We start from the raw sequence: 24,208 nt of genomic DNA, 5'->3' as shown, positions 1-24,208 counted from the left end.
ATCAGGTTCTCTCCGTTTTGCTTAACCACATTTTGTCCATGCCTTCGCCTTTAATCTGCATCGGATAGACGTGCTCAGTTTCATCCACATTAATATCCACAAACACCAGACGATCTTTCATATCCAGTGCTTTTTTCAAGCCGGATTCAAGTTCTTCCGGTGTTGAGATGCGGATACCAACATGGCCATAAGCTTCTGCAATCGCAGCAAAATCGGGAACAGAACTCATATAAGAGTTTGAATGGCGGCCCTGATAAATAATGTCCTGCCACTGTTTAACCATCCCGAGAAAACGGTTGTTCAGGTTAATAATTTTTACCGGAATATCGTACTGAAGTGCCGTCGACAACTCCTGAATATTCATCTGAATACTGCCATCGCCTGTCACAACAATGACTTCTTCCTCAGGGTGCGCAAATTTCACACCCATTCCGGCTGGCAGTCCAAATCCCATCGTGCCCAATCCACCAGAATTGATCCAGCGACGGGGTTTATTAAACGGATAGTATAACGCTGCAAACATCTGATGCTGTCCCACATCAGAAGCGACATAAGCATTACCGTCGGTCAGCTTATGCAGCATTTCAATCACCTGCTGAGGCTTAATCCGTTCGCTTGATTTCTCATAAGAGAGACACTGACGGTCCCGCCATAGCTGAATATCCTGCCACCAGCTTTCGATAGCTTCTCCATCATTGGTGCCGCCCTGTTCAACCAGCAGGCGTAACATGGTGTCCAGCACTTTATCCGCGGAGCCGACAATTGGCAGGTCAGCCGGAACATTTTTGGAAATCGAAGAAGGATCGATATCAATATGCATAATCTTGGCTTGCGGGCAGTATTTCTCAAGATTATTCGTCGTGCGATCATCAAAACGCACCCCAATGCCAAAGATCAAATCCGCATTATGCATCGCCATATTCGCTTCATAGACACCATGCATGCCTAACATGCCCAGCGAATTCTTATGGGTGCCAGGAAAAGCGCCTAATCCCATCAGAGTGCATACAACTGGCAGGTTCAATGCCTCAGACAGCTGAAGGATCTGTTGATCAGCTTCTGAGATCACAGCACCCCCACCAACATACAAAACCGGTTTTTTGGCTTCAAGCAAAGCTTTCAGTGCTTTTTTGATTTGTCCTTTATGTCCGGTTGTGGTCGGATTATAAGAACGCATTTTGATATTTTGCGGATACTCGTAAGGAAGCTTGATTTGAGGATTCATCACATCCTTTGGTAAATCAATCACAACAGGTCCGGGACGACCGGTAGAAGCAATGTAAAAGGCCTTTTTAATCGTTTCGGGAATATCTTCAGCTTTCTTGACCAGAAAACTGTGTTTCACGATCGGACGGGAAACACCCACGATATCACATTCCTGAAATGCATCATTGCCGATCAGATTCGTCGCAACATTGCCCGAAATAACAATCATCGGAATAGAATCCATATACGCTGTTGCAATCCCGGTAACTGTATTGGTTGCACCCGGTCCTGAGCAGACCAAAACCACGCCGGGTTTACCGGTCGCACGGGCATAACCATCAGCCATATGTGTCGCAGCTTGTTCGTGACGAACGAGGACATGACGGATTTTTTCCGTCTTCTCATGAAGGGCATCATAGATATCAAGCACGGACCCACCCGGGTAACCGAAAATTTGCTCAACACCTTCTTCGATCAGAGACTGAACAACCATCTCTGCTCCGGATATCATTACCATATTGTCTCCTTACCAGTCTGCCGGTTTTACATGGTCAGCTCACCGTGCTGGTGTTACATAGTCGAGGGCTTATTCGTAGCCTGATTTGAAATCAATTTGCTTTCAGCTATGCCGCCACAAGGTCATAACCCGATGGCGTATGAACAGAACTTTACTCTGTTATTCATGATGGGTCGAATCAGAGATTTTGTGACTTTTACAGAAAATATGGCTATTTGAAAAAAATTCAGAAGAGAATATGGCAACAAAGAAGAGTCTTGATTTATTTTCAGGCACAGATGTTAAAAAAAAGTATAAAATTTTTACAATGCACGCCTGCTCTGGGCTTGGAGAGAAAGATTAAAAGAGTCAAAAACAGGAGGAAGTTCAAGAAATGCTGAACTACAGCCTAAATTTTACAATTCAGGCTATAGAACGCATTCAATCAGGGCTTATTTATGCCGCGGTCATCTCACGACAAAGCATCATTAACTGTTCTCTTAACCAGCTATGACCTTTATCTTTCTCGCTCGATTCATGCCAGCTCAGATACCCTTTCACCAAACGGTGCTCATATGGCAATGTAATGGCCTGAAGCTGTTCGCGATTCAGTGAAATATCGACCAGCCAGCGTGGTGCAATCGTAATTAATTCAGACTGACTTACAACATATAATACATTGCTCAGACTGGTACCTTCATAGTGAGAATGGCACTCAATATCCCGGTACGCCTGTTCACTGAAACTGCTGATTCCATGCGCCTGAGAAAGTTTTGCATGATGCTCAGTCAGAATTTGCTCCATCGTCAGGCTTCCCTGAATACGTGGATGAGATTTAGCAGCAACCACCACTAATTCGTCCTGGAATAACTCAGCAGAAGAAAAACCTGCTTCTTCAAAGCGTGAGTAATCAATAACAAAATCCACTTCCTGATAGCGCAACCGCTGTGTCAGCTGTTGGTTAAAGTCAGCTTCCATATGTAACTGAACATGGGGTGCCTGTTCGTGAATCATGGAGAAAACTTTAGGCGCAAAACGAACATCATTCGGGCTACATATCGCAAGATTAAACTGCCTTGTTGATGACTCAGGAACAAAAATTGAATTGGGTAACTCATTACGGATCAGCTGTAGTGCCTGACGAACCGGACCAAATAGCTGACGTGCACGCTGAGTTGGCTGAATCCCCCTTCCCTGACGCATAAACAACTCATCATTAAACATGACTTTCAAGCGCGCTACGGCATTACTTACCGCTGGCTGAGACATGCCCAGATTATGTGCTGCCCGTGTAATATTTTGTTCTTGCATCACTGCATCAAATACAGTTAATAAATTCAGGTCAACGCCCCGCAAAGTACTTTCCATCCGGTAATTAGTCACAACAGGTGGAACGGTTTCTTTTTTCTCTAACATCGGTATGCCTCTTACCTAATCATAAAACAACAATCATCTGCCGCTTCTCATGCCTGATTTTATAATTTGTATATTCTGACAAATGAAAACGATCGAAGGTTCAAAGCAGAGAAATACATTGATAATTTGTATGTGTCTGCACAAGAACTACTATCTTTGAATCTGATGATTGAAGGCAATAAGATTGATAAAAACTCAGGACATTTTACATCAATTATAAGAAATAACTTAAATTACAGACACATAGAAAAAACATAAAAAAACATAAAGTCTTTTTACATCACATTTTTACTATAAATTGACATGAGTTATGAGTAAAAAACAGAGATTATCCAAATATTCATAGCGAATATTAAAATGATATAATACTCAAATTATACAAATGAATAGTGAGTCATATCTGAATCAAACCCCGGAAAATTCACCTGTTTCCACAATTGATCACACAAATATTGGCTGTCATTCCATTTACCCTGCGTTATCCATTCCGCGATTGCGGCGGCAACATCCGGATAAATGACTCGTTGTGCAAATGGTTCATTCAGCCATTCACGAACGACCGAAACATCAAAGTATTCCATCGATGTAGCTGCGCCAAGCATTTCTAGTGTGGCAACATTGCTCATTTGCTCAAATTGCCCTTTCAGCGGTTTGAGCAACAGTTTTTTGCCTAAAGACATCGCTTCTGAGGGTAGTTCAAAACCACCATTAGCAATCACTCCGGAACAACACTTCAGATGCTTCTGAAAAGAAGGATGGCACAAAGGTCGCCATTCAATATTTTCAATGACTTCTGGTTCAGTCACTGTTGGATGAAAACAAATAAAAGGCTGATCTGAAAAACGACATAATAATTCACCGATATCATGAGGCGTTTCAAATGGCAGATAGACTAAAATGAAGGGCTGAAGTTCAGTTTCATGAATTGTCGTATGAACAATAGGAGGGAGAATCGGGTTATCGAAGTGATACCAGTGAAGCCCCAAATGATAATCGGAAGGAGCAAAATAAGAGATAAGCTGTTTATCAAGCCAGTTAGCACCTTTTTGAGGAACCGGATAACGGAAAGCATTTTGATGACTTAATCCGATGCATGGTTTTTTTTGTTGCCGGGCAGCCCAGGCAGTGACAGGTTCAAAGTCAGAAATAACCAGATCATAGTCACTGACATCGAGGTTGCGAATATCAGAAGCTAATTGCATCAGGTTATTTTGCGTCATCGTTTTCAGGTAATTTACCTGTCCTTTTTCGGTAATAAAAGTGAGTCCACGCCGGGTTTTGTAATCACCAAAACACTCCATTGAAAAGTATTTCTCTTTTTCCCGGCCACTGAATAAAAACCGGACATCAACACCCTGCTGACGCAAAGCCAGACTCATTGCTCTGGCACGGGCTGTATGACCATTGCCGGTTCCCTGAACCCCATAAAGAATTTTCAAGACAGTAACTCCGATAGTTGCAGACTAAACTGAGCACAACCCATACCTAATAGTGAACCGACCAGTACATCCGTGAAAAAATGAACACCCAGTAAAATACGGGCGATACCGATAGAAAATGCCCATAAAAAAGCAGGCTCTGTCAGTGAAGGATAAAAATGAGCAAGTAATGTCGCCATCAAAAAACCAGCGGTTGTATGCCCGGAGGGAAGACTGAATCGATCAGAGGGCGTGATAAATGCCTGAACTAAAGAGGACAGTTCATGTGGACGTCGCCGCTGAAAAGCATTTTTCAATACCCAGTACAAAGGCAGCTCAATAATAAAGGCGAGAATTCCCGTCAGTAAAAATGCCTGACCATACCGATCATCCAGAAGATATGCCAGGCAACCAATCAAGACATATAAATGACCGTCACCGGTACGGGAAACAATTCTGCTTGCCCGGGCAAAACCAGAACTAAACCGGTGTTGCAAACAAAAGAGTGAAAATGCTAAATCAAATTTTACTATGGGGGCCATCACTTTCATTACTGACTCCTTATAAAAGGAAATCTCTTCTACCTTTTGGAACAGTAATCAGGTTAGATGACAGCGAAGTGATCATTTTTTGTCGAATGAGTGACAGTTGCAGCCAGATTCTCAGGATTTCAGCAAAGCCAAAGACCGGACCCTGCTCATCAATGGCACCGGGGCGAGACAGGTCTCAGTTTGTTTCGGGTTCAAACAGAAATATTTGCGCCTTCCGGCACCAGAAAGCCCCCCTCCATCAAACGAATATTATGTTCGATCAATCGCTCCAGAAAATCATCTGTCAGCTCAAATTTATAGATACTTAACATTGAAGCCGGGATTAAAAAAGGGAATACCATTAAACTGATATATGACATTCTGCAAAGGTAAGGATCCATATCCGGACGGATGACTCCCTGATTCACCAGACGGGATGACAAAAGCTCACGGATAGGCTGACTCAGATCCTGCATCACCTCTTCCATCAAGTCTCTTTGTATCTCACCCGGCGGCATACTCATGACCTGAGCCAACAACTTGGGAAACTGAGGTACTTTAATCATTTCCTTGTAATAGACCCGCATCAGATCGACCAGATTTTTTTGATTACTTTTGGCAAGCAACTTGTTCATCTGTTGTTTCAAAGGATGTAATGTCTCACGTAGCATCGCTTCAAACAAACCGGCTTTGCTGCCGAAGTAATAACGGATCATTGCAATATTCACCCCAGCCCGGCGAGCGATCAAACGGGTTGAAACTTTGTTATATGCCATCACGGTAAAAAGCTCTCTGGCACTGATTATCAGTCGTTCCCTTGATTGAATTTGTTCACTTGGACGGCCAACACTGCGATGAGATGTACTTTCCATGGAGCGCTCTCCTCAGATTAAATTAATCAACGACTAATTCTTCATCATACACCGATTTCATCTGCATTGACTCTCTGTATTCACTATCGGCTTAAAATAATCACATAATCTGCTAAATATAAGTGGCTCAGTTGTGGGTCATTGTCCTTTCATCAATAAAAAAATAACTTTTAGGGTTGACCTCACCCTCAGAGTAAGGTACTTATTTAGACTAATTAATTTTTAAACTGTGGTTAGTGAATTGTTATGATAATTCGTTTTTCTCTCCTGCTAAGCCTACTCCTTATCGTGTATCAATCGCGCGGGTAGCTTGTGGACAGAAAAGACCACTGAAGAATACAAAAAACCCGCATTGAGATGCGGGTTTTTTTATAACTATTTTAAAAGCAAAACAAGCACCAAGACCAGGAAGTAAACAATTAACTATACCTAATTCATAGGGAGCCAGTATGAACGATCAGGTCATTATTTTCGACACAACATTGCGCGACGGTGAACAGGCATTATCCGCAAGTCTGACGGTAAAAGAAAAATTACAAATTGCATATGCGCTGGAGCGTCTGGGGATCGATATCATTGAAGCCGGTTTTCCTGTTTCATCTCCCGGTGACTTTCAATCGGTGCAAACCATCGCAAAACATATCAAAAACAGCCGGGTCTGTGCTTTATCCCGCGCAGTTGAAAAAGATATCGATGCCGCAGCCGAGGCGCTTAAAGTAGCCGAAGCTTTCAGAATTCATACGTTTATTTCTACATCAACCATTCATGTTGAAGATAAATTACGCCGAAGTTACGATCAGGTCGTCGAGATGGGTGTCAGAGCTGTCAAACATGCACGCAAATACACTGATGATGTCGAATTTTCATGCGAGGATGCAGGCCGGACACCGATTGATAACTTGTGCCGCATGGTTGAAGGCGCCATAAACGCCGGGGCGAAAACAATCAATATCCCCGATACGGTTGGGTATACCGTGCCAAATGAGTTCGGCGGGATTATTCAATCGCTGTTTAATCGTGTTCCTAATATTGATAAAGCGATTATTTCTGTCCACTGTCATGATGATCTCGGCATGTCTGTCGCAAACTCTATCGCGGCCGTTCAGGCCGGTGCACGTCAGATCGAAGGTACCATTAACGGTATTGGCGAGCGGGCAGGAAACTGCGCACTGGAAGAAATCGCCATGATCATTAAAACCCGGCAGCAATTACTGGGCGTGCATACCAATATCAAACATGAAGAAATTCATCGTACCAGTAAAATGGTCAGCCAGCTTTGTCACATGCCGGTTCAAAGTAATAAAGCCATTGTTGGTACAAATGCGTTCAGCCATTCCTCCGGCATTCATCAGGATGGCATGCTGAAAAATAAAAACACCTATGAAATTATGACACCTGAATCAATTGGTTTGAAAAATCAGGTTCTGAATCTGACCAGCCGAAGCGGCCGGGCAGCAGTAAAAAGTCACATGGATGCCATGGGATATACAGATGAAGACTACAATCTGGATGCGCTGTATGATAATTTCCTGAAGCTTGCGGATAAAAAAGGTCAGGTATTTGATTATGACCTTGAATCATTGATGTATTTTTCAAATCTCAAAGATGAAGATGACTTCTATAAACTGAACTACCTGAGTGTTCAGTCCGGCAGTGTCATGGCAACCACAACAATCAAACTCCAGTGTGGTGGTGAAGAGCAATGCGAGGCCGCCGTTGGTAACGGCCCGGTCGATGCATTATACCAATGTATTTACCGCATTACTGGCTATGATATTGTTCTGGATAAATTTGATCTGACAGCAAAAGGCGAAGGTGAAGATGGCCTGGGACAAGCTGATATTATTGCCAACTACAAAGGGCGAAAATATCACGGTACCGGGGTTTCTACAGATATTGTTGAAGCTTCAGGACAAGCTCTGTTGCATGTTATCAACAGTATTCACCGTGCTGATCAGATTGAAGAAATCAAGCAAAAGAAATTCGTAACGGTATAAGCAAAATTAAGGCATATCCACTGAAAGTGGTTATGCCTGCCAGTCTCCTGTACCAATAAAAAATAAGTAGATTTAAGACAAGGATTCTCATGACAGACAAAACATATAAAATTGCGGTATTACCTGGCGACGGTATCGGTCCGGAGGTTATGCAGCAGGCGCATAAAGTACTGGATGCGATTGAAAGCAAACACAATATCACTTTGGAAAGAACTGAATTCGACATTGGCGGGATAGCAATCGATAATCAGGGAAGCCCGCTGCCTGAAACAACATTAGCAGGATGCGAACAGGCTGATGCGGTCCTTTTTGGCTCTGTCGGCGGCCCCAAATGGGAACATTTACCGCCAGATGAACAACCTGAACGTGGCGCTCTGTTGCCTCTTCGTAAACACTTCCAGCTTTTCTGTAACCTGCGTCCTGCACAAATTCACCAGGGACTTGAATCATTTTCTCCGCTCAGGGCGGATATCTCTGCAAATGGATTTGATATCGTCGTGGTTCGTGAACTGACTGGCGGTATTTATTTTGGTCAGCCAAAAGGCAGAGAAGGCTCAGGTGAAACTGAAAAAGCTTTTGATACGGAAGTTTATCACCGCTATGAGATTGAACGAATTGCAAAAATCGCGTTTGAGTCAGCCAGATTACGCCGTAAAAAAGTTTGCTCCGTAGATAAAGCAAACGTATTACAAAGCTCGATTCTCTGGCGTGAAGTGGTAGAAGAGGTCGCGAAAGATTATCCGGATGTCGGGCTGTCTCATATGTATATCGATAATGCGACAATGCAGCTCATCAAAGATCCGGCTCAGTTTGATGTCTTGCTTTGCTCCAACATTTTTGGAGACATTTTGTCCGATGAATGTGCAATGATCACCGGTTCGATGGGGATGCTTCCATCGGCCAGTCTGAATGAAAGCAACTTTGGACTCTACGAACCAGCGGGTGGTTCTGCACCGGATATTGCAGGTCAGAACATCGCCAATCCGGTCGCACAAATTTTGTCTGCCGCTTTAATGCTTCGTTACAGCCTGAAAGAAGAAGCTGCTGCTCAGGCGATTGAATCGGCTGTCAGTCGGGCACTCTCAGCAGGTGAGCTAACTGCAGATCTTGCAACCAATAAACCAGCACTCACAACCTCAGAAATGGGCGATAAAATCGCTGCATATATTCTTAACGCATAAACGGGCAAGGTAGAGCAATGTCAAACGCAAAAACTTTATACGAAAAAGTGTACGATGCACACGTCGTCGTCGCTGCTGAAGGTGAAAACCCGATTTTATACATTGACCGTCATCTGGTTCATGAGGTGACCTCACCGCAGGCTTTTGATGGTCTGCGGGAAAAAGGGCGCAAAATCCGTCAGGTCAGCAAAACCTTTGCAACGATGGACCACAATGTTTCCACCACAACAAAAGATATCAATGCATCCGGAGAAATGGCCCGGATTCAGATGGAAACACTGTCTAAAAACTGTGAAGAATTTGGGGTGACCTTATATGACATCAACCATAAATATCAGGGTATTGTCCATGTGATGGGGCCTGAGTTAGGCATCACATTACCCGGAATGACCATTGTTTGTGGGGACTCACATACGGCTACACATGGTGCTTTTGGCTCCCTGGCTTTTGGTATCGGCACTTCAGAAGTTGAACACGTGCTTGCGACTCAAACCCTGAAACAAGCCCGCGCGAAAACAATGAAAATCGAAATCAAAGGCAAAGTGGCTCCGGGCATCACAGCCAAAGATATCGTACTGGCAATTATTGGTAAAACAACAGCCGCAGGCGGAACCGGTTATGTTGTTGAATTCTGTGGTGAAGCGATTCGCGACCTGACGATGGAAGGACGGATGACCGTCTGTAACATGGCGATTGAGATGGGGGCAAAAGCCGGATTAATCGCCCCAGACGAAACAACATTTGAATACATCAAAGGCCGCAAATTCGCACCAGCGCCAGAACACTGGGATGCTGCAGTCGAATACTGGAAAACCCTCAAAACGGATGATGATGCAGAATTTGATGCTGTTGTTACGCTGGAAGCTGCAGATATCAAACCACAAGTCACATGGGGAACAAACCCGGGACAGGTTATTTCTGTTGATACTCCAATTCCTGCACCTGAGAACTTTTCAGATCCGGTCGAGAAATCTTCTGCTGAAAAAGCACTGGCCTACATGGGACTTGAAGCCGGAAAATCTCTCTCAGATTACAATATTGATAAAGTGTTTATCGGCTCATGTACCAATTCCCGTATTGAAGATATGCGTGCTGCCGCAGAAGTAGCGAAAGGAAAGCAAGTCGCTTCACATGTTCAGGCTATTGTTGTTCCGGGCTCAGAACAAGTCAAAGCTCAGGCTGAGGAAGAAGGTTTAGATAAAATTTTCACTGATGCTGGTTTTGAATGGCGCTTGCCAGGTTGCTCGATGTGTCTTGCCATGAACAACGATCGCCTTGCACCGAAAGAGCGGTGTGCTTCAACATCTAACCGCAACTTTGAAGGTCGTCAGGGGCGTGAAGGAAGAACACATCTTGTCAGCCCTGCGATGGCAGCCGCAGCAGCTATTGCTGGCCACTTCGTTGATATTCGTACATTCAGCTAACAGAGGACCGCAACTATGACAGGTTTCAAACAACACACAGGATTAGTCGTTCCTCTGGACGCAGCAAACGTCGATACAGATGCGATTATCCCAAAACAATTTCTGCAAAAAGTCACCCGAACCGGGTTTGGCCGCCACTTATTTCATGACTGGCGTTTTCTTGACGACGCGGGTGAACAGCCGAATCCTGAATTCATCATGAATCAGGCACGTTATCAAGGTGCAAGTATTTTGCTGGCCCGTGAAAACTTTGGTTGTGGTTCCTCACGGGAGCATGCACCATGGGCACTGGCTGACTATGGTATCAAGGTCATGATCGCACCAAGTTTTGCTGATATTTTCTACGGCAACTCGATCAACAACCAGATGGTACCGGTTCGTTTAACTGAAAATGAAGTGGATGAAATTTTCCAATACATTGAAACCAATGAAGGTGCACAAGTCACGGTGAATCTTGAAACCATGACTGTTTCAGCCAATGGAAAGGAATACAGCTTCGAAATCGATGAATTCCGCCGTCACTGCTTATTAAATGGTCTGGATAATATCGGGCTCACCCTTCAGCATGAAGGGAAGATTGCTGAATATGAAGGGAAAATTCCCGGATTTTTGAGTTAATCAGAAAATAACCGATAAGCCACCTCTCTCTTGAGATGTGGCTTATCAATTCATTTGTGATATTTGCACAACAAACTGAGTTCATCGTCCATTCACTTTCAGAATCTTTTACAGGTTTACTTTGAAGCTGACATAAAATCCTTCAGCACGGTCCTGAATTGCTCAACCTGCCCATAAAAAGAAGATAACGGCACCGCATGTAACTGGCTGCCAATTTCCAGTCCGGCAGTTGGGTAGCCACGTCCTCCCAATCGATTCATCCATTGCTGGCTCTGCTCAATATGATTTGAAAAACCGGCCGTATGATATGCATTGACAAACGCGTCCTGTTCCAGTCCCAGCTCTTGAGCAAGGCGGGTCAGTACTTGTAGATCACCAACATATAGACCTCGCTGATAGTGCGCGGCCTGTACTTTTTTGTACATCTCAAAATCACTACCGCCCATTGACTTTGCAGCAATAATTGCCCGAATCGGTGGTTCAGAATCCAAAATATAATTTGTATTCAGTAAAAGCCCGTTACGGTATGCTTCACCGAAGACCTGACCAGTCATAGCTTCTATACGATCATCATGTGGTAACACATGGCTCTGTAGCGCCGGCCCCATATTTGTTCTGTGATTGCCTGTCCAGAGTCCGCCACAGTGCAGTTTCAGGGTTACCCCCTCCGTTTCATTGATCACGGAAACGAGTGGTGAAGCACCGTAGCACCAACCACACAAGGGGTCATTGATATAATGAAAAACAGCATGAGTCATTGTTAATTTTTTGTAAATAAGCAATTCATTTTCAGAGTATACCCCTAAACGACCTGAAGATGCATAATTCAGTTCATTCAGGTATTGAGAGAGGAAGATATTGAATGAGAAATAAACAGGTGCCAGATGACTTGAAGATAACTGAGAACAGGAATTGAGCTGATTCAGGCCTGATTATCCCAGAGCATGTTTATCTTTCATCGCCTCCAAAAGGAACGGCGATGAAAGATAAGCATGCCCCTGACTTCAGAAACGAAAAAAGACGTCCTGAGACGTCTTTTTCTGAGATATGGTACCGGTGGGCGGACTTGAACCGCCACGCCCGAAGGCAACGGATTTTGAATCCGTCGTGTATACCAATTTCACCACACCGGCATTGGGCTGTGCCCTTTGATGAGACGCATTATACGTAAGATATACTTTCGTGCAACACTAAAAAACTGATTTTCAATTGTTTGATGATAATTTCACCATAAAGCCTGAAGTTTTATACATCTCTGCTTTTATAATCAAGGCAGAATGATTATCCTGCGTTCAGACATTCACTCACTGTTAAAACCAGAACAATCATGAAACAACAACTTCCCGCTCTTCGTCCGGCCGGCTTTTTCTCTCGCTTTGGCGCGCTGTTGATTGACGCATTATCTGTGATAGTCCTGGAATGTTTCGCTGCAGCGATAGCGGTCGTATTGATAAAAATTGTAGCGTTTACTGGCCTGCTATCTGTTACATCATTTTCTCAATTGAATGATTTAATGGTGCACCACCCTGTTATCAGCCCTATACTGACCGGATATTTTGCCATTATCTGGATAAGCTTTTTTGCATATTTCTGGACGAAATCCAGACAAACCCCAGGTATGAAGGTATTTCGTTTAATAATCAAAAACGATGACAATACCTCTATAACCGTAACTCAGGCTCTGATCAGGCTGTTTACATCCGGTTTTGGCTTATCAAACCTGCTTATCCCTTTTGATCCGGAAAAACGCGGCTTTCAGGATATATGGGCACAAACCCATGTCTACAAAATCAGATAGATGTCATCCTACCATCGGAGCCAATCTCAGTCAGACACGTCCTGTCACAACTTACGCCGTAATAACATCACTGCAATACTCAGAAAAACAAAGCTGGGCGCAACAGCTCCCAGAGCAGGTGGAAAACCATAAACAAGGCTCAATGGCCCAAAAAACTCACTGGAAATATAAAAAGTAAATCCGGCAACCACGCCTGACAATATTCTCGCCCCCATCGTCACACTTCTTAACGGGCCAAAAATAAATGACAGCGCCATTAACATCATGACAGCAATTGAAAAGGACTGAGTCACCTTACGCCATAAAGCCAGTTCATACCTTGATGAGTCCTGCTCAGATGCTTTGAGGAAATGCACATAATCATACAAACCGCTCAACGATAATTCTTCCGGCTTCACCGTGACTACAGACAACTTATTCGGCTCGATAGCGGTCTGCCATGAACGTTCCGGGAATTTCTGTCTGGTGATGATTTTGTCCTTAGCCATATCGGTAACAGTGACCTGCTTCATGTTCCACTGATTATCTTTGATATAATCAGCTTCTGTCGCAAAAATAACTTTGTTTAACTTTTTATCATCATCAAAACGCCAGATATTCAAGCCATATAACGTGTCGCCATCCACTTTCGTGATAAAAATAAAATCATTGGCATCTCTGGCCCAAACCCCCATCCGGACTGAAAGCAGTTTTCCCCCGGAAGTTGAAAAAGCTCTCAAATCACGTGCCATTTTCTGAGCCTGAGGCGCGCCCCACTGCCCGAGTAAAGTGATAATCACCATCAGTGGAACTGCTGTTTTCAAAACTGAGATACCGATATTCAGTTTTGAAAAACCAGCCGCCTGCATCACAACCAGTTCGGAACTGGCCGCCAGCATCCCAAGGCCGATCAGCGCGCCCAGTAAAGCAGCCATCGGGAAAAACATCTCAATATCCCGGGGAATACTCAGCAGAACAAAATACAGCGCCTTTAATAAATCATAACTGCCCTGACCCACTTTACGTAACTGTTCAACGTACTTAATAATCCCGGACAGCCCGACAAAGGTGACTAACACCAGAGATGTTGTCGCTATAATTGTTCGTCCGATATATAAATCTAAAATCTTAAACACGGCTTACGCCACCTTTCTCTGTCTGATCTTATCTTTGAGTTTACGGACCATCACACTATCCAGACTGTTCACAAACAATGCTGTAATAAGTAATGCCGCATTAATTGGCCACAGGCCGACAAACGCCGGAATACCACCATCTTCAATTGCAGATTTTCCGGCACTGATCGCAAGAAAATAAGCCAGATAAATCAAAATTGCCGGTCCCATTTTAGCAAAACGACCCTGTCGGGGATTCACCGCGGACAGAGGCACAACCAGCATGGTTAATAATGGAATACAAACAACCAGTGATATTCGCCATTGCAGCTCAGCCTTTGCTCGTCGATCCGGGTTTTTCACTAAGTCCAGTGTGGGTTGAGCTTCCCAGTCGCGTCCCTTATTTTTCACCTTACGCTGCCCTATCAACCCATCATATTCATCGAATCGGGTAATCATATAATTGATTTGTGTCGGCAAGCCTTCATAGCGCGTTCCGTTATACATGGTAATAATCTGGCGGCCATCACTTAACTCTTTCACATCTCCGGAATCGGAAAACATCACACTGGGCAAAATTGAATCTCTGGGGGTCAGCTGAGCGACAAACACGTTGTGCAACTTCCGGTTTTCAATATCATCGATAAAAATCACCGACGAACCATCCGGAGAACGCTGAAAATGGCCTTTCTGTAACAAATCGACCCGGTTTTCAGCCGCCAGAGTTTCCATCAGTTGCGCTTCCCGATCCTGGCTCCATGGCGACAGCCACAACGCGTTAAATGCCGCAAAGCTTGCAGTAATCAAAGCCAGATATAACGCAGCCCTCACCAGAAATTTATTCCCGATTCCGGTGGCATTCATTACAGTAATTTCACTTTCAGCATACAAACGGCCAAAAGTGATCAGGATCCCGATGTAAAGACTCAGCGGCAACATCAGCAGCCCCATCGCCGGCATATTCAGCCCGACAATCGACATAATCATGCCAGCCGGTATTTCACCATCTGATGCTTCCGCCAGCACGCGAATGAATTTCTGACTGAGAAACACTAAAAACAGGATAAAAAATATGGCCAGCTGGCTTTTTAATGTTTCTCTGATTAAATATCTAACGATAATCACACTGAAATTACCTATGAAAAACTTGTTTTTTTAATTGAATCACTATAGTTTTTGAATGAAACTTGTATTTTATAGAACTTTATTGCCTGAGTCGTCGCTGAAAATTTGATTCAGCTTCAACATAATAGTTCAGGATTCATGATGAACTTATTAAGAGTGCATTATCTACGATTTAGTTCTGTTTGTCTTCACATGTAGGAGTACGCATGGAGTTTAGTGTTAAAAGTGGTAGTCCGGAGAAACAGCGCAGTGCCTGTATTGTCGTCGGAGTATTTGAACCACGCCGCCTTTCTCCGGTAGCCGAGCAACTGGATAAAATCAGCGACGGTTACATCAGTTCATTACTTCGCCGTGGTGATCTGGAAGGAAAATCAGGCCAGATGTTACTGCTTCATCAGGTTCCCGGTGTATTATCCGAACGGGTTTTATTAGTAGGGTGCGGCAAAGAAAGGGAATTGGGTGAACGTCAATATAAAGACATTATCCAGAAAACTATCAGTACCTTAAATGAAACCGGTTCAATGGAGGCAGTTTGCTTCTTGACGGAACTTCATGTGAAAGGCCGGGATACTTACTGGAAAGTTCGTCAGGCAGTTGAAGCAACGAAAGACGGATTATATACCTTCGATCAATTTAAAAGTACCAAGCCGGAAACCCGCCGTCCATTGAGGAAGCTGGTATTTAATGTGCCAACCCGCAGAGAATTGAGTCTTGGTGAAAAAGCCATCACCCACGCTCTGGCAATTTCTGATGGCGTGCGGTCTTGTAAAGATCTCGGAAATATGCCACCGAATATTGCAAACCCGGCATATCTGGCATCTCAGGCTCGCCGTCTGGCCGATGACTACAGCGCAGTGACGACAAAAATCATCGGCGAAGAAGAGATGGAAAAGCTCGGCATGACCTCTTATCTCGCTGTCGGCCGGGGTTCACGTAATGAATCCATGATGTCAGTGATCGAATATAAAGGACATCCGGATCCGGAAGCAAAGCCGATCGTTCTGGTTGGTAAAGGCCTGACCTTCGACTCCGGTGGTATTTCCCTGAAACCGGGCGAATCCATGGATGAAATGAAATACGACATGTGTGGCGCGGCCTCTGTATTTGGGACAATGAAGGCAGTTGCTGCCCTGAATTTACCGCTGAACATTATTGGTGTGCTTGCCGGTTGTGAAAATATGCCCGGTAGCCAGGCTTACCGTCCCGGTGACATTTTAACCACCATGTCTGGCCAAACTGTCGAAGTGCTGAACACGGATGCCGAAGGTCGTCTGGTTCTTTGTGATGCTCTGACTTATGTTGAGCGCTACGAACCGGAATGTGTCATCGATGTGGCGACCCTGACTGGCGCATGTGTGATTGCACTGGGTCATCATCTTAGTGGTGTCATGTCAAACCATAACCCACTTGGACATGAATTAATCAGTGCATCCGAACAGGCAAGTGACCGTGCATGGCGACTGCCAATTACCGATGAATATCAGGAACAACTGAAAAGTCCGTTTGCTGATATGGCTAATATTGGCGGACGTCCGGGTGGTGCCATTACAGCGGGTTGCTTCCTTTCAAAGTTTACCCGGAAATATAACTGGGCGCACATTGATATTGCTGGCACGGCATGGCGCTCAGGCGCAGCAAAAGGCTCGACGGGTCGTCCTGTATCCCTGCTGGTTCAGTTCTTACTGAATCGCAGCGGGCTGGAAGATGAAGAGTAATCTTTAACAGAGAAGGCCGGAACCGGCCTTCTTTGATTTCAGCCTGATGACCACGCCATGAAAACAGTCACCTTTTATATTGTCCGGCCCGCAAGCCCACAGGCAGAGACGGATGGGTTTTTAGCATATGTTCACTTTCTGGCCCGCCATTTCTCCCGTCAGGGGGCAAAGATATTTATTCATTGCCACTCGAAAGAGAAAGCAGAAATGCTGGCTGAGGTATTCTGGCAGGTTGAACCCAAAGACTTCATCGCTCATAATCTGGTCGGCGAAGGGCCAGGTTACGGCACACATGTCGAAATTGGCTATCAGGGAATACGCCCGGCAAAAAACCGTCAGCTCCTGATAAATCTGGCAGACTGTCAGACAACCTTTGCGAATCAGTTTAGTCAGGTGGTAGACTTCGTTCCCTGCGAAGAGAATGCCAGACAACTGGCAAGAGAGCGCTACAAAATTTATCGTCAGGCGGGTTATCAGCTTCAGACGATTGAAATTAATTATCCGGAATAAACGTTATAGTTCAGGTCATTCTGATCACAGAAGCTTTAGGTATAACGTTTAACCGATTGTTCTAATACACAAGTGTCCATTGAAGAGTACTATGGAAAAAACATACAACCCAACATCAATTGAACAGGCCCTTTATCAGGCCTGGGAAGAGAAAGGTTACTTCAAACCAAACGGTGATACATCGCAACCATCATACAGTATCATGATTCCGCCACCGAATGTCACTGGTAGCCTGCATATGGGCCATGCATTCCAGGATACGATTATGGATACATTGATCCGATGCCAGCGCATGAAAGGCCATAATACTTTATGGCAGGTTGGTACGGACCATGCGGGTATTGCAACTCAGATGCTGGTAGAGCGTAAAATCGATGCTGAAGAAGGCAAAACCAAGCATGACTATGGTCGTGAAGCTTTCACCGATAAAATCTGGGAATGGAAAAATGAATCCGGCGGCAACATCACAAAACAGCTGCGTCGTTTAGGTGCTTCCGTAGACTGGGATCGTGAACGATTCACCATGGACGATGGATTCTACAAAGCCGTTCAGGAAGTCTTTGTCCGCTTGTACGAAGACGATCTGATCTACCGGGGCAAACGCCTGGTCAACTGGGATCCAAAACTACATACTGCAATTTCCGATCTGGAAGTTGAAAACAAAGACAAAAAAGGCCATATGTGGCATTTCCGCTATCCACTGGCGGATGGTGTCAAAACAGCAGATGGCAAAGATTATATCGTCGTTGCAACCACGCGTCCGGAAACAATGTTGGGCGATACCGGTGTTGCGGTTAACCCGGAAGATCCACGCTATAAAGACCTGATTGGTCAGCATGTGATGTTACCGGTCGTGAATCGTCGTATCCCAATCGTTGGCGACGAACATGCCGATATGGAAAAAGGCACCGGCTGTGTAAAAATCACGCCTGCACATGACTTTAACGACTACGAAGTCGGTAAACGTCACAGTCTGCCCATGATCAACATTTTCACCTTTGATGCTTATGTCCGTCAGGAAGCTGAAGTGTTTACCACTAAAGGTGAACCAAGTGACGCTTACTCATCTGAGCTGCCAGCTAACTATCAGGGGCTGGAAAGATTCGCGGCACGTAAAGCGATTGTGGCTGAGTTTGACCAGCTTGGGCTGCTTGATGAAATCAAAGACCATGATTTGACAATTCCTTACGGTGATCGTGGCGGCGTTGTGATTGAACCTATGCTGACTGACCAATGGTATGTCCGCGCAGCACCACTGGCGGAAGTCGCAACAAAAGCCGTTGAAGATGGTGAGATCCAGTTCGTTCCGAAGCAGTATGAAAATATGTACTTCTCATGGATGCGTGACATTCAGGACTGGTGTATTTCCCGTCAGTTATGGTGGGGACACCGGATTCCGGCATGGTACGACGATCAGGGTAAAGTGTATGTCGGCCGCAATGAAGAAGAAGTCAGAAGCAAACATAACCTGGACGCTTCCGTCTCTCTGAATCAGGATGAAGATGTACTGGATACCTGGTTTTCATCTGCATTATGGACATTTGGAACATTAGGCTGGCCGGAGCAAACCCCGGAACTGAAAACATTCCATCCAACCGATGTGCTGGTGACTGGCTTTGACATCATTTTCTTCTGGGTAGCCCGGATGATCATGATGACGATGCATTTCATGAAAGATGAAAATGGCAAACCTCAGGTACCGTTTAAAACCGTCTACGTCACCGGGCTTATCCGTGACGAAAACGGTGACAAGATGTCGAAATCAAAAGGCAATGTCATTGACCCGATCGACATGATTGACGGGATTGATCTTGAATCACTGGTGAAAAAGCGCACCGGTAACATGATGCAGCCACAGCTGGCCACAAAAATTGAAAAGAATACCCGGAAAACGTTTGAGAACGGTATTGAAGCCTACGGTACAGATGCACTGCGCTTTACACTGGCTGCAATGGCATCCACCGGACGTGATATCAACTGGGATATGAAGCGTCTGGAAGGTTACCGCAACTTCTGTAACAAACTGTGGAATGCCAGTCGCTATGTGCTGATGAATACACAGGAGCAAGACTGCGGTTTTGCCGCGGGTGCTGAACTGGAATATTCACTGGCAGATAAATGGATCGAGTCTCAGTTTGAGCTGGCAGCAAAAAGTTTTAACAGCCATATCGACAATTACCGTCTGGATATGGCAGCCAATACCCTGTACGAGTTTATCTGGAACCAGTTCTGTGACTGGTATCTTGAGCTGACCAAACCTGTTTTATGGAAAGGAACTGAAGCACAGCAACGCGCAACCCGCCGTACACTGATTACTGTACTGGAGAAAACACTGCGTCTGGCACATCCGGTTCTGCCTTATATCACCGAAACCATCTGGCAAAGTGTGAAGCCACTGGTTGACGGCATCGAAGGCGATACCATCATGCTTCAGGCGCTGCCACAGTACACTGAAGCCAACTTCCATCAGGAAGCACTGGACGATATCGAGTGGGTCAAAGCCTTTATCACCAGCATCCGTAACCTGCGGGCTGAGTATGATATCAATCCGGGTAAGCCACTGGATGTCATGCTCAAAGCGGACAATGCAACTGACGCAGCGCGTCTGGAAGCGAACAAACAGGTGCTGACATCACTGGCGAAACTGGAAAGTATCCGGATGATTGCTGATGATGAGACTCTCCCCGCCTGTGCCACTGCATTAGTCGGCAAATCAGAGCTGATGATTCCAATGGCTGGCTTAATCGACAAAGATGCAGAGCTTGAACGTCTTGGTAAAGAGATTGCCAAAACTGAGGGTGAAATCAAACGGATTGAAGGCAAACTGAACAATCAGGGATTTGTTGCCAAAGCACCTGAAGCTGTGGTTGCCAAAGAACGTGAGAAGCTTGAAGGCTACAAAGAATCGCTGGTGAAACTGGAAGAACAGAAAGTCACCATCGCTTCTTTATAAACCTTCCCGGTGAACCGGCAAAAATGCAAAAGGCAGCTCTGTTGAGCTGCCTTTTTCGTGGGTTATCCGGAGTGATTAAACACGAATGCTTAAACAACACGGTTCTGATGTTCACCACGTATAAAAGCATTGATATTATCGATCAGGATACCCGCCAGTTTCTGAATCGAAGAATCACTTCCCCAGGCGACGTGCGGCGTCAGCAGCAGATTCGGCAAGTCTGCATTGGCCAGTAACGGATTCGATTCATCCGCTGGCTCCTGAGTAAAAACATCTACACCAGCGCCCGCGATATCGCCTTGCTTTAAAGCATGAACCAGTGCCTGCTCATCGACCAGTCCGCCGCGCCCCGTGTTAATCAGAATCGCATCCGGCTTCATCATCTCCAGCTCATCGGAACTGATTAAATTGCGGGTTTCTTCGGTCAGAGGGCAATGCAAAGTGAGCACATCTGCCTGCTGAAGTGCCTGTTCAAAAGGAACAAAGCCTTCCCGGCATTCATTACGCCCTTTTCTTTCACTAAAGATAACTTGCATCCCCAGCGCCTGTGCCAGTGTTGCAGTTGCCTGACCTAACGCTCCCGAGCCAATTATTCCCATGGTTTTCCCTGCGATATCCCCGATCGGATGCGTAAAGAAACAAAATTGCTTCTCCTGTTGCCAGACACCCCGGCAAATATCCTGATGATAAGCCATCAGGTTGCGCCGAAGAGCAAACATCATCCCAACCACATGTTCCGGCACAGATTGTGTTGCATATCCCTGAACATTAGCCACTGCAATACCATGTGCGCGGCAATAATCAATATCAACATTATTCACGCCGGTTGCCGCCACCGCCAGTAAACGCAGTTGAGGCAACTGCGCCAGCACAGTGGCATCAAACACGACTTTATTGGTAATAATGATTTCAGCATCCAGAACACGTGGTAACAGTTCATCCGCCGATGTCGTGTCATAACTCATCCATTGATGATCAAACGTGAGTTCCGGCAAATGAATCTGTGGCGGAATCGTTGCCCGATCAACAAAAACAACCAAAGGCTTAGACATGAATCCTTTCTCCTTACTGTTCTATCCAAACAACCTGACGATAGTGCTGAGTGAGATTTGTCCTGTTTTCAGGGACGGGGTAATTGCTTGTAATCCGGGAGTTTTCTTTCCGGATCGAAACATTCAAAGATGGTTTCTTCCGCTTCAGGATAAAAATCACAGGGAACAAAAATCCGCCTCAGCCAGTCATTTCTTGGGTGATAAAAACTCAGCTCAGCCGCATGTAATTCCAGCCGGGAAGAAAAAGCCTGTGCCGCTTCATCCGCGTAAAATTCATCCCCGACGATCGGGTAACCAATTGCCTGTAAATGAACCCGAAGCTGATGCGATCGCCCGGTAACGGGAAACAACCGGACAACACTGGTCTTTTCTTCACGTTTGACCACCTGATACAGCGTTTTCGATGGTTTACCCGTCTGGTGGCAGACTATTTGCCGGGGGCGGTTCGGCCAGTCACAAATCAGCGGCAAATCAATTTCACCTTCATCTGTCTCAACAATGCCCCAGACCCGTGCATAGTACACTTTATGAGTCAGCCGGTACTGGAACTGTTTCTTCAGCGCACCTTCAACCCGCTTATTTTTAGCAAACAGCATCAGACCTGAAGTCGACATATCCAGCCGGTGTACCACCTGAATATCCGGATAGGTTTCTGCCAGACGGCTCCACATACTGTCGTAATGTTCAGGAGCTTTACCCGGTACAGATAATAAGCCGGAAGGTTTATTCACGGCCAGAATATGGTCATCTTCATGCACGATATCTGTCCATGGAGTTGTCGGTGGTAAGTATGATGTCATCGCCATGCGCAGATCTCTCTCAACAAAACCGCCGCATTATATACCTAAAAGACCTGAAGATGCATGATTCAGATTTACCGGAGATATTCAGCAAACTATCAGACATCAAAGCAGTCCCTCATTCTGTTTTCACATCGATCACCGGCTGAATTGCGGTCTGCCTGCAAATATTCATCAATCTGCGTAAATATAATTTGACACTTTATGACAATGTGATATTGATGATAAAATTGACAAAACAAAATTCCTGAGTATAGGAAAATATAAAACATAACGATCTGCACCGGACACCATAAATAAACCGGGAAGCTCGCACACACAACATTGCAACACAACGTACCAGATAACCCAAATAGCGTGTTTACTGCTCTTTTGGGCGTTTGTGTACATGATAAATAAGGAACAAGAATGGAAAACACGGCTTCCTATCCCTCAGATCAGGGGACGCCTCTCTCACGCCTGATGAAATCGCTCGGGCCAGGTATCATGATGGCCGCCGCCGCAGTTGGTGGATCACATCTGGTAGCCTCCACCAAAGCCGGTGCAATCTATGGCTGGCAACTTGCGCTGCTGATTCTGCTCGTCAATTTGTTTAAATATCCTTTTTTCAGAGCAGGGATTCAGTACACCATGGGTACTCAGAAATCTCTGGTTCAGGGGTATGCAGGTCTGGGCCGCTTTTATCTTTGGATCTTTATGATTCTCACTGCGATTTCCAGCGTCATTAATACTGCGGCGCTGACTCTGTTCAGCGCCAGCCTGCTGGGCTATTTTGTCCCCTTCGAATTATCAGGGACAATCCTGTCTGCTGTGGTCGTCGCTACCTGCCTGATGATTCTGTTAGCCGGTCATTATAAAGCACTCGACAGCATGTCAAAGATCATCATGACGGTACTGACCATCACCACGCTGCTGGCTGTGATTATTGCCTTTGGGCACCCGGCTGAAACGCTGCCTGATGCTCCCTCACCCTCACCGTGGACACTGGCCGCGATCGGATTCCTTGTCGTGACCATGGGCTGGATGCCAGCACCCATAGAAATTTCCACTATCACTTCGGTCTGGCTGAAAAAGCAGTGCCAGCAGCAAGAAGTCTCTGCCAAATCTGCACTGTTTGATTTTAATGTTGGATATATTGGCACCGCTATTCTGGCAATTATCTTTCTGGCTTTAGGTGCATTATTACTGCACGGTACAGGAACTGAGCTTTCAAAATCAGGGATTGGATTCACACATCAGTTGGTAGGCATGTATGCATCCACTATTGGTGAATGGTCCCGCTATCTGATTGCTGTTGTCGCATTTTTCTGCATTTTCGGTAGTACGATTACAGTGATCGATGGTTATTCGCGGGTGATTGATGAATCTTACCAGTTACTCAGGCAGCAAAACCAGCAGCAACCAGATGAGAAAAGTAATCTCGTTTTCTGGATGTTGTGTGTTTCTGTCTGTGCCTTGAGTATTTTATTCTTTGCTAAATCAGCATTAATCCCAATGCTGAACTTTGCAATGATCATGGCATTTATAACAACGCCATTTTTTGCATTATTAAATTATATTCTTGTCACAAAAACACCATTACCGGAACCGCTGGCTGTAGGCCCGAAATTAAAATATTTATCAATTACCGGACTCATCTATTTATTCGGTTTTTTAGGTATATTTATTTGGTGGAAACTATTCTTATAATCAATAATTATATTAAAAATATTATTATCCCCAGGCCAGATGATGATACTGGCCTTTTTATTTCATCCATACAAACAATAAGTTAACTTCAACCTCATCATAAAAATCAAATAACCACATATATCAAAACTATGCTGATTCAATAAATAATATATATATTAGTAATAAAGAGTCATTTATTTATCTATCCATTGGTTTTACCAATTAAAGGAATAGGTAAATGTGATTTATAAGCGGTGGATTTTTCTCTGTAAAACATTTAGATTAACCATATAAGAAAAGTGGTTATCCAGATAATTATTTGGCACTCCAAC

At 44.9% G+C, this 24,208-nt stretch carries 19 protein-coding genes and 1 tRNA gene; 9 read left to right on the top strand and 11 right to left on the bottom strand.

Annotated elements, in window-relative coordinates; genetic code table 11:
- Position 1 precedes the first annotated feature (1 nt).
- The 5 genes from OCV29_RS02120 to OCV29_RS02100 all read right to left on the bottom strand — a co-directional run bounded on the left by OCV29_RS02120 (position 2) and on the right by OCV29_RS02100 (position 5,938).
- Positions 2-1,723: an acetolactate synthase 3 large subunit gene (locus OCV29_RS02120; RefSeq protein ID WP_073601947.1), complete on the bottom strand. Its 1,722-nt coding sequence runs from the start codon at positions 1,721-1,723 to the stop codon at positions 2-4.
- Positions 1,724-2,158: 435 nt separating this feature from the next.
- Positions 2,159-3,118, bottom strand: coding sequence for a transcriptional regulator LeuO (leuO, locus tag OCV29_RS02115; protein WP_073601948.1), 960 nt, complete (start codon positions 3,116-3,118; stop codon positions 2,159-2,161).
- Between the two features lie 374 nt (positions 3,119-3,492).
- Entirely contained in the window at positions 3,493-4,557 is a 1,065-nt protein-coding gene (locus tag OCV29_RS02110) for an MJ1255/VC2487 family glycosyltransferase (RefSeq protein ID WP_073601949.1), read from the bottom strand.
- Positions 4,554-5,087, bottom strand: coding sequence for a phosphatase PAP2 family protein (locus tag OCV29_RS02105; protein ID WP_073601950.1), 534 nt, complete (start codon positions 5,085-5,087; stop codon positions 4,554-4,556). The genes OCV29_RS02110 and OCV29_RS02105 overlap by 4 nt, the downstream gene beginning before the upstream one ends.
- 191 nt (positions 5,088-5,278) lie before the next feature.
- Entirely contained in the window at positions 5,279-5,938 is a 660-nt protein-coding gene (locus tag OCV29_RS02100; RefSeq protein WP_073601951.1) for a TetR/AcrR family transcriptional regulator, read from the bottom strand.
- Positions 5,939-6,387: 449 nt separating this feature from the next.
- On the opposite strand from OCV29_RS02100, the gene leuA reads away from it, so the two are divergent.
- The 4 genes from leuA to leuD all read left to right on the top strand — a co-directional run bounded on the left by leuA (position 6,388) and on the right by leuD (position 11,158).
- Positions 6,388-7,935: a 2-isopropylmalate synthase gene (gene leuA / locus OCV29_RS02095; RefSeq protein ID WP_073601952.1), complete on the top strand. Its 1,548-nt coding sequence runs from the start codon at positions 6,388-6,390 to the stop codon at positions 7,933-7,935.
- Positions 7,936-8,024: 89 nt separating this feature from the next.
- Positions 8,025-9,116 carry a 3-isopropylmalate dehydrogenase gene (gene leuB / locus OCV29_RS02090; RefSeq protein ID WP_073601953.1) on the top strand — a complete coding sequence of 364 codons (1,092 nt, stop codon included), beginning with the start codon at positions 8,025-8,027 and terminating at the stop codon, positions 9,114-9,116.
- A gap of 17 nt (positions 9,117-9,133) precedes the next feature.
- Positions 9,134-10,540 carry a 3-isopropylmalate dehydratase large subunit gene (gene leuC / locus OCV29_RS02085; protein ID WP_073601954.1) on the top strand — a complete coding sequence of 469 codons (1,407 nt, stop codon included), beginning with the start codon at positions 9,134-9,136 and terminating at the stop codon, positions 10,538-10,540.
- Between the two features lie 15 nt (positions 10,541-10,555).
- Positions 10,556-11,158 (top strand): 3-isopropylmalate dehydratase small subunit, encoded by a 603-nt coding sequence (gene leuD, locus OCV29_RS02080; RefSeq protein ID WP_073601955.1) that lies wholly within the window; start codon positions 10,556-10,558, stop codon positions 11,156-11,158.
- A gap of 116 nt (positions 11,159-11,274) precedes the next feature.
- Here the strand turns inward: leuD and OCV29_RS02075 are convergent, their stop codons facing one another.
- Positions 11,275-11,916 (bottom strand): DsbA family protein, encoded by a 642-nt coding sequence (locus tag OCV29_RS02075; protein ID WP_073601956.1) that lies wholly within the window; start codon positions 11,914-11,916, stop codon positions 11,275-11,277.
- A 290-nt stretch (positions 11,917-12,206) separates the two neighbouring features.
- Positions 12,207-12,291: transfer RNA gene (locus tag OCV29_RS02070), tRNA-Leu, on the bottom strand.
- 194 nt (positions 12,292-12,485) lie between these two features.
- On the opposite strand from OCV29_RS02070, the gene OCV29_RS02065 reads away from it, so the two are divergent.
- Positions 12,486-12,956, top strand: a complete 471-nt coding sequence (locus tag OCV29_RS02065) for an RDD family protein (protein WP_073601957.1) — start codon at positions 12,486-12,488, stop codon at positions 12,954-12,956.
- Positions 12,957-13,000: 44 nt separating this feature from the next.
- On the opposite strand, the gene lptG is transcribed toward OCV29_RS02065, so the two are convergent.
- The gene (gene lptG, locus OCV29_RS02060; RefSeq protein ID WP_073601958.1) at positions 13,001-14,071 is read right to left on the bottom strand and encodes an LPS export ABC transporter permease LptG; all 1,071 of its coding nucleotides are present in this window, start codon (positions 14,069-14,071) and stop codon (positions 13,001-13,003) included.
- 3 nt (positions 14,072-14,074) lie between these two features.
- Positions 14,075-15,175 carry an LPS export ABC transporter permease LptF gene (gene lptF, locus OCV29_RS02055; RefSeq protein WP_073601959.1) on the bottom strand — a complete coding sequence of 367 codons (1,101 nt, stop codon included), beginning with the start codon at positions 15,173-15,175 and terminating at the stop codon, positions 14,075-14,077.
- 206 nt (positions 15,176-15,381) lie between these two features.
- On the opposite strand from lptF, the gene pepA reads away from it, so the two are divergent.
- The 3 genes from pepA (at position 15,382) to OCV29_RS02040 (ending at position 20,353) form a co-directional block, all read left to right on the top strand.
- A complete protein-coding gene (gene pepA / locus OCV29_RS02050; protein WP_261887355.1) occupies positions 15,382-16,890 on the top strand; it encodes a leucyl aminopeptidase in 1,509 nt (502 codons plus the stop codon).
- Positions 16,891-16,947: 57 nt separating this feature from the next.
- Positions 16,948-17,400: a DNA polymerase III subunit chi gene (locus OCV29_RS02045; protein ID WP_073602912.1), complete on the top strand. Its 453-nt coding sequence runs from the start codon at positions 16,948-16,950 to the stop codon at positions 17,398-17,400.
- Positions 17,401-17,491: 91 nt separating this feature from the next.
- Positions 17,492-20,353: a valine--tRNA ligase gene (locus OCV29_RS02040; RefSeq protein ID WP_073602913.1), complete on the top strand. Its 2,862-nt coding sequence runs from the start codon at positions 17,492-17,494 to the stop codon at positions 20,351-20,353.
- A gap of 89 nt (positions 20,354-20,442) precedes the next feature.
- Here OCV29_RS02040 and OCV29_RS02035 read toward each other — a convergent pair whose 3' ends face one another.
- Together OCV29_RS02035 and OCV29_RS02030 are read right to left on the bottom strand one after the other, a co-directional pair.
- Positions 20,443-21,405, bottom strand: coding sequence for a D-2-hydroxyacid dehydrogenase (locus OCV29_RS02035; RefSeq protein WP_073602914.1), 963 nt, complete (start codon positions 21,403-21,405; stop codon positions 20,443-20,445).
- A gap of 68 nt (positions 21,406-21,473) precedes the next feature.
- The gene (locus tag OCV29_RS02030; RefSeq protein ID WP_073602915.1) at positions 21,474-22,211 is read right to left on the bottom strand and encodes a pseudouridine synthase; all 738 of its coding nucleotides are present in this window, start codon (positions 22,209-22,211) and stop codon (positions 21,474-21,476) included.
- 402 nt (positions 22,212-22,613) lie between these two features.
- Between OCV29_RS02030 and OCV29_RS02025 the strand changes: the two genes are divergently transcribed.
- Entirely contained in the window at positions 22,614-23,894 is a 1,281-nt protein-coding gene (locus tag OCV29_RS02025) for an NRAMP family divalent metal transporter (protein WP_073602916.1), read from the top strand.
- Positions 23,895-24,208: the final 314 nt, after the last annotated feature.

The sequence above is a fragment of the Vibrio aerogenes genome, from assembly GCF_024346755.1.
Taxonomy (GTDB): Bacteria; Pseudomonadota; Gammaproteobacteria; order Enterobacterales; family Vibrionaceae; genus Vibrio; species Vibrio aerogenes.
The sequence above is the reverse complement of the archived record's forward strand: the minus strand, read 5'-3'. Positions and strand labels throughout refer to the sequence as shown.